18 protein-coding genes are annotated in these 15,336 nt (G+C 71.8%); 12 read left to right on the forward strand and 6 right to left on the reverse strand.

Going from position 1 to position 15,336, the window contains the following annotated elements; all coding sequences use genetic code 11:
• Positions 1–143 precede the first annotated feature (143 nt).
• From AB0P41_RS22745 to AB0P41_RS22760, 4 genes are all read left to right on the forward strand, one after another.
• Positions 144–740 carry a hypothetical protein gene (locus AB0P41_RS22745; protein WP_356709940.1) on the forward strand — a complete coding sequence of 199 codons (597 nt, stop codon included), beginning with the start codon at positions 144–146 and terminating at the stop codon, positions 738–740.
• Positions 741–778: 38 nt separating this feature from the next.
• Positions 779–1,132 carry an STAS domain-containing protein gene (locus tag AB0P41_RS22750; protein WP_356709942.1) on the forward strand — a complete coding sequence of 118 codons (354 nt, stop codon included), beginning with the start codon at positions 779–781 and terminating at the stop codon, positions 1,130–1,132.
• A 70-nt stretch (positions 1,133–1,202) separates the two neighbouring features.
• A complete protein-coding gene (locus AB0P41_RS22755; RefSeq protein WP_356709944.1) occupies positions 1,203–1,688 on the forward strand; it encodes an ATP-binding protein in 486 nt (161 codons plus the stop codon).
• 81 nt (positions 1,689–1,769) lie between these two features.
• Positions 1,770–2,141, forward strand: a complete 372-nt coding sequence (locus tag AB0P41_RS22760; RefSeq protein ID WP_365933790.1) for an STAS domain-containing protein — start codon at positions 1,770–1,772, stop codon at positions 2,139–2,141.
• Between the two features lie 24 nt (positions 2,142–2,165).
• Here AB0P41_RS22760 and AB0P41_RS22765 read toward each other — a convergent pair whose 3' ends face one another.
• From AB0P41_RS22765 to AB0P41_RS22775, 3 genes are read right to left on the reverse strand one after another with little or no spacing between them, the layout of a single operon-like run.
• The gene (locus AB0P41_RS22765; protein ID WP_356709948.1) at positions 2,166–2,552 is read right to left on the reverse strand and encodes an STAS domain-containing protein; all 387 of its coding nucleotides are present in this window, start codon (positions 2,550–2,552) and stop codon (positions 2,166–2,168) included.
• Complete coding sequence (locus AB0P41_RS22770; RefSeq protein WP_365933792.1) at positions 2,549–3,637, reverse strand: cobalamin-dependent protein; 1,089 nt, start codon at positions 3,635–3,637, stop codon at positions 2,549–2,551. Before AB0P41_RS22770 ends, AB0P41_RS22765 begins: the two co-directional genes overlap by 4 nt.
• Positions 3,634–5,325 carry a SpoIIE family protein phosphatase gene (locus AB0P41_RS22775; protein WP_365933794.1) on the reverse strand — a complete coding sequence of 564 codons (1,692 nt, stop codon included), beginning with the start codon at positions 5,323–5,325 and terminating at the stop codon, positions 3,634–3,636. Before AB0P41_RS22775 ends, AB0P41_RS22770 begins: the two co-directional genes overlap by 4 nt.
• 461 nt (positions 5,326–5,786) lie before the next feature.
• Here AB0P41_RS22775 and AB0P41_RS22780 point away from each other — a divergent pair, with 461 nt between their 5' ends.
• Positions 5,787–6,098, forward strand: a complete 312-nt coding sequence (locus AB0P41_RS22780) for a hypothetical protein (RefSeq protein ID WP_365933797.1) — start codon at positions 5,787–5,789, stop codon at positions 6,096–6,098.
• On the opposite strand, the gene AB0P41_RS22785 is transcribed toward AB0P41_RS22780, so the two are convergent.
• Complete coding sequence (locus AB0P41_RS22785; protein ID WP_356709955.1) at positions 6,031–6,603, reverse strand: TIGR03086 family metal-binding protein; 573 nt, start codon at positions 6,601–6,603, stop codon at positions 6,031–6,033. The two genes, AB0P41_RS22780 and AB0P41_RS22785, sit on opposite strands and share 68 nt — an antisense overlap.
• Positions 6,604–6,676: 73 nt before the next feature.
• On the opposite strand from AB0P41_RS22785, the gene AB0P41_RS22790 reads away from it, so the two are divergent.
• A complete protein-coding gene (locus AB0P41_RS22790; RefSeq protein WP_356709956.1) occupies positions 6,677–7,495 on the forward strand; it encodes a helix-turn-helix domain-containing protein in 819 nt (272 codons plus the stop codon).
• A 63-nt stretch (positions 7,496–7,558) separates the two neighbouring features.
• Positions 7,559–8,308 (forward strand): Mut7-C RNAse domain-containing protein, encoded by a 750-nt coding sequence (locus AB0P41_RS22795; RefSeq protein ID WP_365933798.1) that lies wholly within the window; start codon positions 7,559–7,561, stop codon positions 8,306–8,308.
• Positions 8,309–8,327: 19 nt separating this feature from the next.
• On the opposite strand, the gene AB0P41_RS22800 is transcribed toward AB0P41_RS22795, so the two are convergent.
• A complete protein-coding gene (locus AB0P41_RS22800; protein WP_356709960.1) occupies positions 8,328–8,900 on the reverse strand; it encodes a TetR family transcriptional regulator in 573 nt (190 codons plus the stop codon).
• Positions 8,901–9,007: 107 nt separating this feature from the next.
• Here AB0P41_RS22800 and AB0P41_RS22805 point away from each other — a divergent pair, with 107 nt between their 5' ends.
• From AB0P41_RS22805 to AB0P41_RS22815, 3 genes are all read left to right on the forward strand, one after another.
• Positions 9,008–10,483, forward strand: coding sequence for an FAD-dependent oxidoreductase (locus AB0P41_RS22805; RefSeq protein ID WP_365933799.1), 1,476 nt, complete (start codon positions 9,008–9,010; stop codon positions 10,481–10,483).
• Positions 10,484–10,840: 357 nt separating this feature from the next.
• Entirely contained in the window at positions 10,841–11,176 is a 336-nt protein-coding gene (locus tag AB0P41_RS22810) for a YnfA family protein (RefSeq protein WP_103760135.1), read from the forward strand.
• A 62-nt stretch (positions 11,177–11,238) separates the two neighbouring features.
• Positions 11,239–11,997, forward strand: coding sequence for an SDR family oxidoreductase (locus AB0P41_RS22815; protein ID WP_365933800.1), 759 nt, complete (start codon positions 11,239–11,241; stop codon positions 11,995–11,997).
• 42 nt (positions 11,998–12,039) lie between these two features.
• Here AB0P41_RS22815 and AB0P41_RS22820 read toward each other — a convergent pair whose 3' ends face one another.
• On the reverse strand, positions 12,040–13,233 hold the full coding sequence (locus AB0P41_RS22820; protein ID WP_356709966.1) for an RtcB family protein: 1,194 nt from the start codon (positions 13,231–13,233) through the stop codon (positions 12,040–12,042).
• 171 nt (positions 13,234–13,404) lie between these two features.
• Between AB0P41_RS22820 and AB0P41_RS22825 the strand changes: the two genes are divergently transcribed.
• Positions 13,405–14,226, forward strand: a complete 822-nt coding sequence (locus AB0P41_RS22825) for a DUF3558 domain-containing protein (RefSeq protein WP_365933802.1) — start codon at positions 13,405–13,407, stop codon at positions 14,224–14,226.
• A 171-nt stretch (positions 14,227–14,397) separates the two neighbouring features.
• Complete coding sequence (locus AB0P41_RS22830; protein WP_356709969.1) at positions 14,398–15,249, forward strand: DUF3558 domain-containing protein; 852 nt, start codon at positions 14,398–14,400, stop codon at positions 15,247–15,249.
• Positions 15,250–15,336 lie beyond the last annotated feature (87 nt).

Below are 15,336 nucleotides of genomic sequence, written 5' to 3' on the forward strand. Positions count from 1 at the left end.
AAGCTCACACATGCCATGGTGTCAGAGGCGTCGACGGTCTTGCGGACAGGTGTTTCACCGCACGCCCGTGGGGGAGGTCACTGACGATGATCGGGTTGCGCGGCGGGGCTGTGTCTCCTAAGAAGTAGTCGGGTGGATGAGATATGCATCGCGGTGGCGGAGTGGGCGAAGGGACCGGCGGCCTGGGGCCCGAGCCTGCCCGGCGAGGGCGGCACCGGCGTAAGGCCGAGCGCGAGGCCGAGCGCGTACGGGACGTCCAGGCGGGCGGCGTCGACGGTTCGGGGAGCAGGAGCAGTGGACGGGTGGGGGTGACCTACAAGTACTTCGGTGCCCCTGACGGGGCCACCGCCGCACGCGTGCCCATCTCCATGCGCCCCGAGGAGCTCGGCGGCGACGAGCTGGGCATGGGCGGCATGTTCAGCAAGATCAAGCCCGAGACGGTGGCGGCCATGGTCCTCACCGGCATACAGGGCATACCCCTGAACAAGGTGCCCCCGCTGGAGCTGGTCGTGCTCCACCCCGACTACGCCGTCGTCAAGCTGCCGATGACCGTGGTCGACCCGCTCCGGGACGTCGGTGAGGAGTCGGTCGGCGCGGCGGCCTTCATCTGGTCCACGGTCCCGGACCGCGGCGGCCCGCGCGACGCGTTCAACGTCTACCAGCTGCTCCACGAGTGGCAGGACTTCTCCCACCGGCTGCACGACGCGGGCCACCAGGCGTACTGCCTGGTGTGGCCCTGACGCGGCAGCCGCTTCCCCGGTGCGGGAAAATGTGACCCATGACGGCGGATGAACTGCGTGTGGTCGTGGAAGCCACGGACGACGGTGTCGTGCTGATCCGTGTCCGGGGAAAGCTGGACGGGTGGTCGGGACCTTCGGGACTGGTCGAGGCGCTGGACGAGGCGGCCGGGAGCGGAGGGCGGCTGACCGTGGCCGACCTGTCCGGGCTGGAGTTCGCGGACTCGGCGGCGCTGCACGCCTTGCTCAACGCACAGCACCGCCACTCCGCGGCCGGGGTACCGCTGGTCCTGGCCGGGCCGCTCGGGACGGGCGTACGCAGGCTCTTCGAGGTCTCGGGTACCGGCGGAGCCTTCACGTTCGCCGACACGGTGGACGCGGCGCTGACATGCTGAGCGCCTGCGGGAGGCACCGTCCCCCTGCCGGGAGTGTGACCGGAGGCCGTTCGGGCAGGCGCAGAAGGTAATGAACGGGGAACGAGAAGTGCTGGAGGACGGCGGACGCCGGGCTGAAGGGCCGGGTGAGGCCGTCGGCTCGGCTGCTCCGGAAAAGCCGGTGGCCACGGGCCGCACGTCCGGCGTGCCGCGTAACGCGGCCGCCGCCCGCGACGCCGTAGTCCGGCTCCTGCAGGAGCGGTTCTGCGGGATGGGCGGGGAAGGGCCTGTCGATGTCGTGGTGGCCGACGCGCTGCTGGTGACGTCGGAGCTGGTCACCAATGCCGTCAGGCACGGTGGCGGACTCACCGGATTCACGACGGAGATCACCGACGAAGGCCTCCTCCTCACCGTCAGCGACGCCAGCACCCGGCCGCCGGTCACGGCGGAACGCGATCCGTCCGCCGCCTCGGTCGGGGGCTACGGATGGCTCCTGGTGTGCCGTCTGGCGAAGCGGGTGTCCGTCACGTATCTCCCCGAGGGCAAGCACATCGTGGCGCTGATCGCCCTTACCTGAGCGGGCGTCACAGCGCGCACCGAACGGCGGGGCAGGGACTCCGCACACAGGGCGGTCACCGGCGGTTGGCATAATTCCCGCATGGCCCGCGAGCACCTCGGCAACTCCGCGTCGACCGGCCTTCCCGTGGTGGTGGCGGAAGGCGAGATCGACGGTCACTGGGTCGTCCGGGCTCAGGGCGATCTCGACTCCGACAGCGTCGATCCGCTGTTCATCGCCATGTGGCAGGCCGTGGCCGGGCACGACACCGTCGTACTGGAAGCGTCCGCGATCACCTTCGCGGACTCCTCGTTCCTCAGTCTCCTCATCGAGGTGCACCGGCGAACGGATCTGCGCATCGCCGCGCCGGGCGCGGCCCTGAAGCGGCTCCTGCGGACCGCGGGGGTGGACCGGGTGCTCCGGAGCTACCCGACGCTCGACGCGGCCCTCGGAGCACCGCCGACCGCTCGGTGACCGCCGCCGGCTTCGCGTGGGCCGTCAGCCGGACGGGGCGGGCGGCGTGCCTTCCTCCTGCTCGGTCTGCCGGCCGGCTCCGTCGAGGACGAAGAGCCGCGCCGTCCCGGTGACGTCCAGGATCCTGCGGAGGAAGGCGGGCGGGCTCTCCAGGTGCAGCGCCACACCGCGGGACGAGGTGCGGCGGTGGATCAGCAGGAGAGTGGAGACACCCATCGAGTCGCAGAGCCGCAGCCCGGAGCAGTCGAGGAACAGATCCTGCGGGCCTGGCTCGGCGGCGAGGCAGGCCTGCGCCTGTTCCATGAGCAGGTCGCTCGTGTCGAAGTCCAGGTCACCGACGAGACGCAGCCGTACGGCTCCCGGGCCGGCCTCGGCCCCCACGGTGAACGGCGGACAGGGAAGTTCGGTCATCCGAAGGCTCCGGGGTTGTGGACGGCGGTCGCCAGGAAGTCGTCCAGGACGCTGCGCGCCCGGCCGAGCAGCCGGGTGGACCGGGGAAAGTCCTTGAGCTCCGCCCCCAGGACGTCGAGGACCGGCTCCAAGGACACCGCCGGGACCTGCCGTGCCTCCAGAATGCCCGCGGTCCACGCCAGGAAATCGGTGAAGAGCTCGTCGTCGTCCATGTAGAGGGCGACGCCCAGGTAGTCGACGATGTGGGCGATGTCCTGCGCCGTGTGCTCGCGCTGCTGCTCCGTGTAGGCGGCCGCCGCCGGGAAGCGGGTCTCCAGCTGGGCCAGCACCTCCCGCACGAGCTGCGGCCTGCTGCGCACGACGAGCGTGTACTCCTGGTCCCCGAGGTGCGGCAGATCGTCGATCTGCTGCCTGCCGGCGGACGGCACCGCGATGCCGTCCGTGATACGCCGTGCCGCGGAGCGCGCGTCCGGCTCCCAGGCGTCGGCGCCCAGCCGGCGCGCGTGTCGTCCGTCGGGGCCGAATGCCGCCCCGCCCGCCAGCACGGGTATTCCTACGGCCTGGCAGGCGGTGATCGCCGCGTGCGCGGTGGGCAGCCGGGTGGGGATCGAGGAGGAAAGCGCGACCACGTCCGCACCGTTGGTGTGCAGGTGACCGATGAGATGGGGCGTGGGCACCTGGGCCCCGAGGAAGTCGACCCGCCATCCGCGCAGCGTGAGGACCTCGGCCAGCAGACGAGCCGGCAGCACATGCCACTCCTGGTCCACGCAGGCCACGGTGACCCGGCCCAGCCGCGGCGCGGTGCGCACGGCCGGGTGGTGGGCGAGCGCGGCGATGACCCGTTCGGCGATGGCGCTCGCCGCGTGTTCCTGCGCCACGCTGATGCGGTTGGCGGCCCATTCGGTGCCGACCCTCGCCTGTACGGGGGCGACGACGTCCAGCAGCGCCGTCTCCGCGTCCAGCCCGTCGTCCAGGGCGGTGAGGATCACCGAGGCGGCGGCGTGTTCGTCCCGGTCGGTCACCGCGGCCCACAACCGGTCCTGAAGGCCGCGCAACCGGGGAGCGGCAAGCGTGTGTGTGCTCATGCCGTGTACCTGCCCCGGGTGTGGCCGTCCACCGCGCTGAGATGGGTGGTCAGCGGGGCGGTGATCGCGACGAGGGCCATGTCGTCGTGCCGGCCGTCGTGCAGCCACTGGGACGCGAGCACCTGGACACGCTCCACCACGGCCGCGCCCGGCATGCCCCCGCACTCCGCCAGGGCCCGCATCAGCCGCTCCTCACCGAAGAGCTCGTCGCCGAGGGGCCCGCCGCGCGCCTCTGTCACACCGTCGGTGTAGAGCAGACACGTCTCGCCCGGCAGGAGATCGGTCTCCACCGTGCCGGCCTCGATATGGGGCAGCGCCCCGATCAGGGTCCCCCGGGTCTCGATCTCCTCGACGCGGCCGTCGTTGCGGATCACGAGAGGGGCGGGGTGACCCGCCGACGTGAGGCGCAGCCGCACCCGGTTCTCCTCGCGCCGGACCGAGGCCAGCACCAGGGTCGCGAAGCGGGTGTGGTGCGAGTTGAGGAGCGCCCCGTTGAGGAGCCGCAGCATCTGCTCGTGGTCACCGGCCATCGGCGTGAGCGCCTGGAGCGTATTGCGGATCTTGCCGGTGAGCACGGCCGCGTCCAGACCCTTTCCGCACACGTCACCGAGGACCGCCAGTGACGCGTCGTCGGGCGTGCGGCCGGGGTGTACGTCGTAGAAGTCACCGCCCACCCGGTCCCGGTCGGCGGAGGGCCGGTAGCCGCCGGCGAACTCGACCCCGTTCACCCGGTTCAGCTCGGGAGGCAGCAGATCCCGCATCAGGGTCCGTGTGATGTCGCTCTGTTCCGCGTACAGCCGGGCGGCGGACAGGGCGGCGCCGGCCCGCGAGGCGAAGAGCCGGGCGAAGACCTCTTCGGTCTCGTCGAACTCGCCGGCCCCCGTACCGCGCAGCAGGACCATGACCCCTGCCGGGACCCCGTGGCCCGGCAGAGGCGTGACCGCGGCCGATCCGACGGTTCCGGTGAAGTTCTCCGGGACAAGCCACGCGGGCAGTGAGGCCGGGTCGATCCACCGGGAGGGTACGGGCGGGAAGCCCTGCAGCGCCTCGCTCAGGCCGGGCACCTGTGCCGGGTCCGCCGTCACTGTGCCGCACACCGCTGCCTCGCCCCCGACCGCGTACGCCATGGGCAGCTTCCGCGCCGTGGCGGGCCCGATGACGACGGCTGCGTCGGCGAGGTGCCGGGAGGCGAGCTGAGCGGTGACCCGCATGCAGCGGTCGGTGTTCAAGGAGGCCAGGAGCACGTTCGACGCCTCCGCCAGGAAGGTGGTGCGTGCGCGCTCCGCGGCCAGTTCCTCCTCGGCGAGCTGCCGGCCGGTGGTGTCGGCCAGCCACCACACCAGGCCGCCGTCGCGGTTCGGGACCGGGTGCGCCTCGAAGCTCCGCTCGCCGATCCGCCCGTGGAAGGTGGTGCCGCGCGGGCCGGGGACCGGGTCGTCACCGGCCGTGCGAGAGGCGGGGCCGGTCACCTTCCGGTGGGCACGTGCCAGCCAGGCCGGGACCGCCTCCGTCAGTGCGGTGCCCCGGGGCGCGCCCCCGAGGAGCGCCTCGGCGGCCGGGTTGAGGTCGACGACCGTCCCGGTCGTGTCGACGACGACCACGGCGTACGGGGCCTGGCCCCACAGGTCGGTCTCGGACGCTGGGTGCTGCTGAGTTCTCGTGGCGATGGGTTCCTTCAGAGGTGCCATGAGGGGGGACCCGCCTGCGGCGGATCGCACCACCTTCCGAGTGGATGACAATCACTTTCCCCACGGCAACCATTGCCCAGTGGAGGAGGGGATGGCAACCCACCCCCTCCAGGGGTGTGCCCCCAGGGCCGCGCACACACCACGCGCACCGAGGAACTTCACAACAAGCACACAAACCGGGCCCGCTCAGGGCCCGCCTGTGTGAAAACTGCCACACCGCACTCCGAGGGCGGCCCCCCGATCAGCCGAGCGAACAACGCTGCGGGTCGCTACACCTGGGCGCGTCACCGCGCGTCCGGCGGCGCGACCGCCGAGGCGTCCCGGACACGGTGCTCCCGGACGGTCGCCCCTCGGGCACGGAGATGACTCTTCGGCCATTCATTGGCCGAAGAGTCATCTTCAGCGGCACCGCAGGGACTACCGATGATGCAAGGAGCACATACCCCCGAGGAGGCCCCCGCATGGATGACCTGCTGCTGACCCTGACCGTCCCGGCTGTGGTCATCGCGAGCGGGGTGTACGCCGTCTGCGACTGCCGGAGGCAGCGCCGACGGCCTCCGCCGCCGTACAGCCGCCGGGCGGCGCGACTCGCGGCACGCGACGTGCTGGTCCGGGCCGAGTCCGTCGTCGACAGCGCGTACGCCGGCCTCGGCGGGCTCTACGCCGACCCGGACGGCCCCCGTCCGGCCGGGAACGCCCAGGCCGTCAGCGGCCGGCCGGACGCCAGCCGGGATCGCGGCCCGTCACGGCCAGCACCCGCTCGAAAGCCGTAGCTCCCGGCGCCACGGGGAACGGCTCACCGAACACCTTCATCTCCCGCGCCTGCGGGGCCATCGCCGCCAGCCCCGGCTCCAGCTCCGTCACCACGTCCGGGTCCGGCTCGAAGACCTGGCCCGTGGCCCGGGCCAGGTCCCAGGCGTGCACGGTCAGATCACCCAGCACCATGAGACCCACCGTCCTGGCCGGCATCGCCATGCCTCCGGTCTCCCCCTCCTCCGCACCCGGCTCCGCCCATGCCTTCACCAGCTGCGCCGTCCCGTCGTCGAACCGGCCGCGCCAGTCCCCCGTGACGACGTCGTCGCCGCCGCTGAAGTCGGGGGTCCCCTTGGCCGCCAGGACCCGGAAGTTGTCGATCACCAGGAAGAGATGGTTCAGCAGGGCGCGTACGTCGTACTCGCTGCACGGCGTGCCGTCGGCCAGCCTGTCGTCGTCGATGCCCCGCACGACGGGTACCGCCCGCGCGGCTGCCTTCTCCAGGAGTTCACTGATCGTCTTCATGTCTCCGACGATGCACCCGGCAGGCCACGGAGTCTTGAAGAAACACGACAGCGACACCCCTTAGGATCCGGCCATGGCCGGACCCGGACGTGAGACGCGGGGCATCGTCGACGCCCCTGACCTGTTCACCCGCGTGCGTTTCCGCCGACGCGACCCCGCACCCGCGCTGCGCCCTCATCTGGAGCACTACTGGCTGATCGACTGGGACCTCCCGGAGCCGTACACCTCGCACGTCGTGCCGCACCCGAGCGTCCACCTGGTCTTCCAGCGGACCGAGCCGGGCAGCGGGGCGGAGCGGACGGACTCCGCCGAGGTCTACGGCATCGTGCAGGGCCTGTTCAGCCGGCGGCTGGAGGGCAGGGGGCGGGTGTGCGGCGTGAAGTTCCGGCCCGGTGCCTTCCGGCCGTTCGCCCCGGACCGGCCCGTGTCGGAGTGGACCGGCCGCCGGGTCCCCGCCGACGAGGCGCTGGGCACGGGGCCACCGCAGGCGCCCGCGGTGCTCGGACCGGCCGACGAGGACGCCCGGGTCGCGGCACTGGACTCGTTTCTGCTGCCCCTCCTGCCCCCGCCCGATCCCCAGGCGGAACTCGCCACGGAGCTCGCCGAGCTCGTACGAACGGACCGCTCGCTGCTGCGCGTCGACGCCCTCGCCCGCGCGGGCGGCCTGTCCGTCCGCTCGCTCCAGCGGCTGTTCTCCGCCTATGTGGGGGTCGGGCCCAAGTGGGTCATCCTCCGCCACCGCATCCACGAGGCGCTGCAGCGCGCCGAAACGGACCCGGAGCCCGACTGGGCGGAGCTGGCCGCCGATCTCGGCTACAGCGACCAGGCCCACCTGGCCAGGGACTTCACGGCCACGGTCGGCGTCCCCCCGACGGCCTTCGCCCAGCGCTGAGCACGAACGGACAGGCCGGGGAAAGCTCTCGCCGCCGCCCCCGCGCAATGGCATCCTGACCAGGTGAACGGACCTGAGATCGCCCTCGAAGTAGCCCCGGAACTGCGGCTCTTCGTCGCCCACGACCGCCGCCGCGGACGCACGGCCGTCACCACGGACGGTGTGTCGACCCTCGGCCATGTCGTGGAGTCCCTCGGCGTCCCGCTCACCGAGGCCGGGCAGATCCTCGTCGACGGCCGCCCCGTGCCCGTCTCCCACATCCCCGGAGCCGGCGAACTGGTCGAGGTGCGGGCGGTACGACGCCCCCAGCAGGTCCCCGGCGCACCGCTGCGCTTCCTGCTCGACGTCCATCTCGGCACGCTGGCACGGCGGTTGCGGCTCCTGGGCGTGGACGCCGCGTACGAGAGCGAGGACATCGGCGACCCGGCGCTCGCCACCCTCTCGGCGGAGCAGCGACGCGTCATGCTCTCCCGCGACCGCGGGCTGCTCCGGCGCAGGGAGATCTGGGCGGGGGCGTACGTCTACAGCGACCGGCCGGAGGAGCAGCTCCGCGACGTCCTGGGCCGCTTCGCCCCCGTACTGGCGCCGTGGACCCGCTGCACCGCCTGCAACGGGCAGCTCACGGCGGCCGACAAGGACTCCGTCAGCTCCCGGCTGGAGAAGGGCACGCAGGCGGGTTACGACGTGTTCGCGGAGTGCGCCGCCTGCGGCCGGGTGTACTGGCGGGGCGCCCACCACGCCCGCCTCGAAGCCATCGTGACGGATGCCGTGCGCGAATTCGGCGGGGCGGGGAGCCAGGCACCGACGGCCTGAGGGGCCGCGGACGCCGCCCTCAGGGCTGCTCGGCCGTCAGATAGCGCTGGACCGTGGGCGCGAGCCACGCGACGACCTCCTCCCGGGACATCGCGACGGCCGGCTCGAACCGCAGGACGTACCGGGCGAGCGCCATGCCCAGGATCTGCGAGGCCACGAGCGCCGCGCGCCGAGGGGCGTCGGCGGCGTCGGGGCAGACGCCCTCGGTGACCGGCCCGAGCTGCTCGGTGAAGACCGCCCGCATCCGCTCGGCCGCCGCTTCGTTGGTGACACCGACCCTGAGCAGGCCCGTCAGCACGTCGTCCTGCTCCCAGCGGTCCAGGAAATGCCCGACGAGCACCGCGCCGACGTGCTTGCCGGGCAGCGCGCCCAGAGCGGGCAGCCGCAGGTCGAAGGCGGAGGCTGCGGCGAACAGCCCCTCCTTGGAGCCGAAGTAGCGCATCACCATCGACGGGTCGATGCGCGCGTCACGGGCGATGGCCCTGATGGTGGCGCGCTCGTACCCGTCGGCGGCGAACCGCTCACGGGCGGCTTCGATGATCGCCGCCTTGGTGGCGTCCGAGCGGCGGGGGGAGGGGGCGCGCACTGTCATGCCAACAACTGTAGGCCAACATCCGTTGACAATCCATCGGCGCCCACTCTACCGTTGCCAACAAGCGTTGACCAACAAGCGTTGGCATTTGCCATACGGAGGCCGCCATGACCGGCACGTCCAGCACGTCCAGCACGGGATCCAGCCGCTCCGGCACCACCGATGTCGTCGTCGTGGGCGCGGGCCCGACCGGCCTGCTCCTGGCGGGCGACCTCGCCGCCCAGGGCCTGTCGGTCACCCTCGTCGAGCGCCGCCCGCAGGAGACGGGCAATCTGACCCGCGCCTTCGCCGTGCACGCCCGCACGCTGGAGTTGCTCGACACGCGAGGTCTCGCCGACGCGCTGGTCGCGACCGGCACGTGCCTCAGCCGGATGCGGCTCTTCGGCCGGCTCTCGCTCGACCTCACCCGCCTCCGTTCACGCTTCCCCTTCCTCCTGATCACCCCGCAGTACGAGGTGGAACGCCTGCTGAGGGAGCGCGCGCTCAAGACCGGCGTGGACTTCCGGTTCGGGACGGAGCTGCTCGGCCTGAGCCGCCCCGCCGCCGGAGACACGGTCACCGCCGAGATACGCGACGCCGACGGCACTCGCTCCACCATCGAGTCCCGGTATCTCGTGGGCACCGACGGGGTGCGCAGCTCTGTTCGCCGGGCACTCGGGCTGCCCTTCCCCGGCGAGGCCGTGATCAGGTCCATCGTCCTGGCCGATGTCCGGCTCGGCGAGGAACCCGCCGGGGTGCTCACGGTCAACGGCGCGGGCGACGCCTTCGCCTTCATCGCCCCTTTCGGCGACGGCTGGTACCGCGTCATGGGCTGGAACCGCGCCCACCAGGCCGACGACAGCGACCCCGTGGACCTCGACGAACTGCGCGAGATCACGCGCACAGCGCTCGGCACCGACCACGGGATGCACGACGCCCGCTGGGTCTCACGGTTCCACAGCGACGAACGCCAGGTGCCCGCCTACCGCACCGGCCGGGTCTTCCTCGCCGGCGACGCCGCCCACGTCCATTCCCCGGCAGGGGGCCAGGGCATGAACACCGGCCTCCAGGACGCGGCGAACCTCTCCTGGAAGCTCGCGGCCGTCCTGCGCGGACACGCCACCGACCCGGAAGCACTGCTCGACAGCTACCACGCCGAGAGGCACCCGGTCGGCTCCCAGGTCCTGCGTGCCAGCGGTGCGATCATCCGTCTGGCCATGGCCAGGACCCCGTTGCAGCGGCTCCTGCGGACCGCCCTGACCAGCGCCCTCTCCGTCACCCGCCCGGCCACGGACAAGGTCATCGGAAGGATCTCCGGAGTCGGGATCTCCTACCGCGCCCCGAAGGGCAGCCACCGTCTCGCAGGCACCCGCGCGCCCGACCTGCGGCTCGCCGAAGGCCGTCTTCTGGAGCTTCTGCGCGACGGCTCCTTCGTCCTTGTCACACCGCACGACGCCCCCGCCCCTCCGAGCGGACCGGCCGCGCTCCTCCACGCCCACTGGGCGGACGACCGCACGACCACACTGCTCATCCGCCCCGACGGATACATCGCCTGGGCGGGCGGGCGCCCCGATGCCGACGTCCTGCGACGGGCCCTGGGCTGATGGCCGGCCTCCGGCAGTCCGGCCCGGCCCCGCCCCGCCTCGCATCCGCGGCCACGCCCAGCGGACCGGTTCCGTACAGCACCGTCCGGCCGGCGCTGCGCAGACAGTTCCGGGACAGCCTCTGCCAGGGCACGAGCGGCACGCGTCGCGGGTGACACGTTCAGCACTGCCCTACGCGTCACTCGCATCCGCCGAACACACCGACAGGACGCTGATCACCCCTACGTACCGACTCGTCCGGCTCGCCTGCCCACCCGCACGGCCCCACTCTCACTCCCCGCTCAGCCGCTCACCCGCCGACACCTCCGGCCGGGCCTCCCCACACCCGGCCTCGCCCCCGCGTGTCACCCTGGGCCCATGCTCGTCGCCCGTTCCGTCGCCCTCTTCGTCGTAGCCGCGCTCTTCGAGATCGGGGGCGCCTGGCTCGTCTGGCAGGGGGTGCGTGAGCACCGCGGCTGGATCTGGATCGGCGCGGGTGTCATCGCCCTCGGCGCGTACGGCTTCGTGGCCACCCTCCAGCCGGACGGTGACTTCGGCCGGATCCTCGCGGCCTACGGCGGGGTGTTCGTCGCCGGTTCCATCGCCTGGGGCATGGTCGCCGACGGCTACCGGCCGGACCGCTGGGACGTGACCGGCGCGCTGATCTGCCTGGCCGGCATGGCGTTGATCATGTACGCCCCCCGCGACCACTGAACCCGCGCCGGGAGCCCCCGCCTATCCTGGCCCCGTACCGATCAGCTGTCCGAGGAGTCCGCATGGCCGCCACCCCCATCGCCGTCATCACCGGTGCGAGCAGCGGCATCGGCGCCGCGACCGCCAGGCAGCTGGCCGCCGCCGGATACCGCGTGGTGCTCACCGCCCGCCGCAAGGACCGCATCGAGGCGCTGGCCGCCGAGCTCACCGACGCGGGCCACCAGGCGACGGCCTACGCCCTGGACGTCACCGACCGTGCGGCGGTCGACGAGTTCGCCACCGCGTTCCGGTCCCTGGCCGTCCTGGTCAACAACGCCGGCGGCGCACTGGGGGCCGACCCCGTCGCCACGGGCGACCCCGCGGACTGGCGCCAGATGTACGAGACCAACGTCATCGGCACGCTCAACCTCACCCAGGCCCTGCTCCCCGCCCTCACCGCGAGCGGGGACGGCACGATCGTCATCCTCTCCTCGACGGCCGGTCTCTCCACGTACGAGGGCGGTGGCGGTTACGTCGCGGCCAAGCACGGCGAGCACGTGCTGGCGGAGACCCTCCGGCTGGAGATCGTCGGCACGCCGGTGAGGGTGATCGAGATCGCGCCCGGCATGGTCAAGACAGAGGAGTTCGCCACCACCCGCTTCCGCGGCGACACCGAGAGGGCCGCCAAGGTCTACGCGGGCGTGGACGCCCCGCTCTCCGCCGACGACGTGGCCGACACGATCACCTGGGCCGTCACCCGGCCCAGCCACGTCAACATCGACCTGCTGGTGGTCCGCCCCCGCGCCCAGGCGTCGAACTCCAAGGTCCACCGGTCCCTGTGATGCGCCCGGCGGGACGGGGCCGGCATCGCCGCCGGCCCCGTCTCAGCCCTTCACGCACACGAGCTGCTTGAGCTTCGCGACGACCTCCACCAGATCCCGCTGCTGGTCGATGACCTGCTCGATCGGCTTGTACGCCGCCGGGATCTCGTCCACCACACCGGAGTCCTTCCGGCACTCCACGCCCCGCGTCTGGTCCTCGAGGTCCTGCGTGGAGAACCTCCGCTTGGCGGCGTTCCTGCTCATCCGCCGTCCCGCACCGTGCGAGGCGGAGTTGAACGACTTCGCGTTCCCGAGCCCCTTCACGATGTACGAGCCGGTCCCCATGGAGCCGGGGATGATGCCGAACTCCCCCGAGCCCGCGCGGATCGCACCCTTCCGGGTGACCAGCAGGTCCATGCCTTCGTACCGCTCCTCCGCCACGTAGTTGTGGTGGCAGGAGATGACCGGCTCGAACGTGACCCCGGCCTTCTTGAATTCCTTCCGGACCACGTCCTGGAAGAGGCCCATCATGATCGAGCGGTTGTACTTCGCGTACTCCTGTGCCCAGAACAGATCGTTGCGGTACGCCGCCATCTGCGGGGTGTCGGCAATGAAGACCGCCAGGTCACGGTCGACGAGGCCCTGGTTGTGCGGCAGCTTCTGGGCCTGCCCGATGTGGAAGTCGGCGAGCTCCTTACCGATGTTCCGAGAACCGGAGTGCAGCATCAGCCACACCGATCCGGCCTCATCGAGACAGAACTCGATGAAGTGGTTTCCCGATCCGAGCGTTCCCATCTGCTTTGTGGCACGTTCCTGACGGAATTTGACCGCTTCGGCGATCCCATCGAACCGCGACCAGAAGTCGTCCCAGCCGCTCGCCGGGAAACCGGGGAGCCCGCCCGGGTCGACCGCGTCGTCGTGCATCCCCCGGCCGACCGGGATCGCCTGCTCGATCTTCGACCGCAGTCGCGAGAGGTCTCCCGGCAGGTCGTTGGCCGTGAGCGACGTCTTCACTGCCGACATCCCGCAGCCGATGTCCACACCCACCGCGGCCGGGCAGACCGCGCCGTGCATCGCGATCACCGAGCCGACGGTCGCCCCCTTGCCGAAGTGGACGTCCGGCATGACCGCGAGCCCCTTGATCCAGGGCAGTGTGGACACGTTCCGCAGCTGCTGCATCGCGACGTCCTCGACCGACGCCGGGTCCGCCCACATCCGGATCGGGACCTGCGCACCCGGCACCTCTACATACGACATAACCCCTCGATTCCCCCGAAAATACTGAAAGCGCAAAACCGGTGCCGAGGTCGGCATAAAGGTCGGCCGACCGGCATTCACAGCGGCGCGTGCGATAGACATTGTGTCCATCGGCCGCTATCGAGCGGCAACCTGTTTTCGTACCGAAGGGAGCCTGGGACCGTGCGACACATGGCGTACGTACCCGGCGTCGCGCTTCTCGCAGCGCTCGTCGCCGGCTGCAGCGCCGGCTCCGACGCCGACGACCCCGCCGCCGACAGCAAGCCCGGCAGCCCGACGGTCTCGGCCGCGCCTCCCGGGAAGTACCGGACGCTGCCCGAATCCTGCCGCGCCGTACCGCTCTCCACGCTCAAGGACCTGCTGCCGGGCGCCGCCGGGCTGTCCGAGGAGCAGCAGGAGAAGGTGTACGAGGGCACGGCCGACGTCACCTACGACACCGACCGCAAGGTCGGCTGCCGCTGGAAGTCGGACGCCCCGGACGCCTCCCGGAATCTGTCCATCGACTTCGAGCGCGTCGTCTCGTACGACCCCGCGGTGAGCGACGACGACCGTGCCCGGGACGTGTACGCGAAGAAGCAGGACGCCGCCGCCCTCCCCACCACCCCGGCGGGCGCCACCCCCAGCGAGACGCCGAGCGGGTCGGCGTCCACGCCGGCCGGCGGCACACCGTCCGGCTCCCCGGGCGGTTCCTCGTCCGCCTCGCCCTCCGCGGACCCGTCCGGCAGCACCACCGACGCCGACCCCGACGAGGACCTCCGGCCGCGGCTGCTCGACGAACTCGGGGACGCCGCGTTCCTGGACGACGCGCTCACCCGGGCCGGTTCCACCGCGCAGCACCGCACCGTGAGCGTGGTATTCCGCACATCGAACGTCATCGTGACCGTCCACTACACCGAGCAGCCGGCCCGCGTCACCGAGGTTCCCGACAGCAGAGAACTGCAGGAGAAGGCCCAGGCCCTGGCCCGGCAACTGGACGAGGCACTCAGCGACTGACCGGCTTCCGGTGGTCTCCGGCCGCGCCCCAGGGCCTCCGGCCGGAGGCGGCATCCGGCCGCCGTCCGTCGTACCGTGGCCCCCGACCGACGTACCGACCGATGTACCGCCCGACGCACCGACCGACCACCCGCACGACCGAGACCGCCGTGCCGTCCGAGTGAAGGAACCATGCACCGATCAGCCCCGCGACTCTCCCGCATACTCGCCTGCGCCGCCGTCCCGGTGATGCTCGTCGTCGCCGGCTGCTCGTCGGACTCCGACGACGCGAAGGGCTCCGCCTCCTCGGCCTCCCCGAGCGCGAAGAAGTCCGAGCCCACCGTCGAGCCGGCGAAGTACTCCACGCTGCCCGACGCCTGCGACTCGATCGGGAAGAAGACGATCGAGGACCTGGTTCCGAAGGCCAAGACCAAGGGCGGCACCCCGGGCAAGTCCAGCGACACCGCGAGCCGTGGCAGCTGCTCCTGGAACGGCCTGGACGACAACGGCGTCAAGGGCTCGCAGTACCGCTGGCTCGACATCGGCTTCACCCGCTTCGACTCGGACCAGTCCCTGGGCAGCGGTGCCGAGCGCGCCACGGACGAGTACACGAAGCAGGTCTCCAAGGCGCAGGCGACGGAGGGCGCCGAGAAGGCCGCGGCCAAGCCCGCCACCGGTCTCGGCGAGCAGGCCACGTCCGTCACGTACGGCCTCAGCAAGTCCAAGGAGGACTTCGAGTACGCCACGATCGTCGCCCGCACGGGGAACGTCGTCGTCAGCGTCACCTATAACGGCGCCGGGTTCGCGGGCGCCAAGACGCCCTCCGGGGCCGACATCCTCAAGGGCGCCCAGAAGGCCGCCAAGGAGGCCGTCGCCGCGGTCGGCGCCGACGCCGGAGCGGGGAAGTCCTCGGCCTCCCCCTCCGCCAAGGCGTCGTCCTCCCCGTCGGCCGGGTCGTCGGAGAAGGCGTCCGCGAAGTCGCCCTCCAAGTCGCCCTCCAAGTCCCCGTCGAAGTCGTCCTCCAAGGCCGTCGACAAGTCGTGACCCGAGCCCGGCAGGAGCGACGGACCCCCTGCCCGGAGGCGACTTGACGTAGCCCGGTACTCCCGCGAGTACCGGGCTACGGCCCCT

The organism is Streptomyces sp. NPDC079167, assembly GCF_040686735.1.
GTDB lineage: Bacteria > Actinomycetota > Actinomycetes > Streptomycetales > Streptomycetaceae > Streptomyces.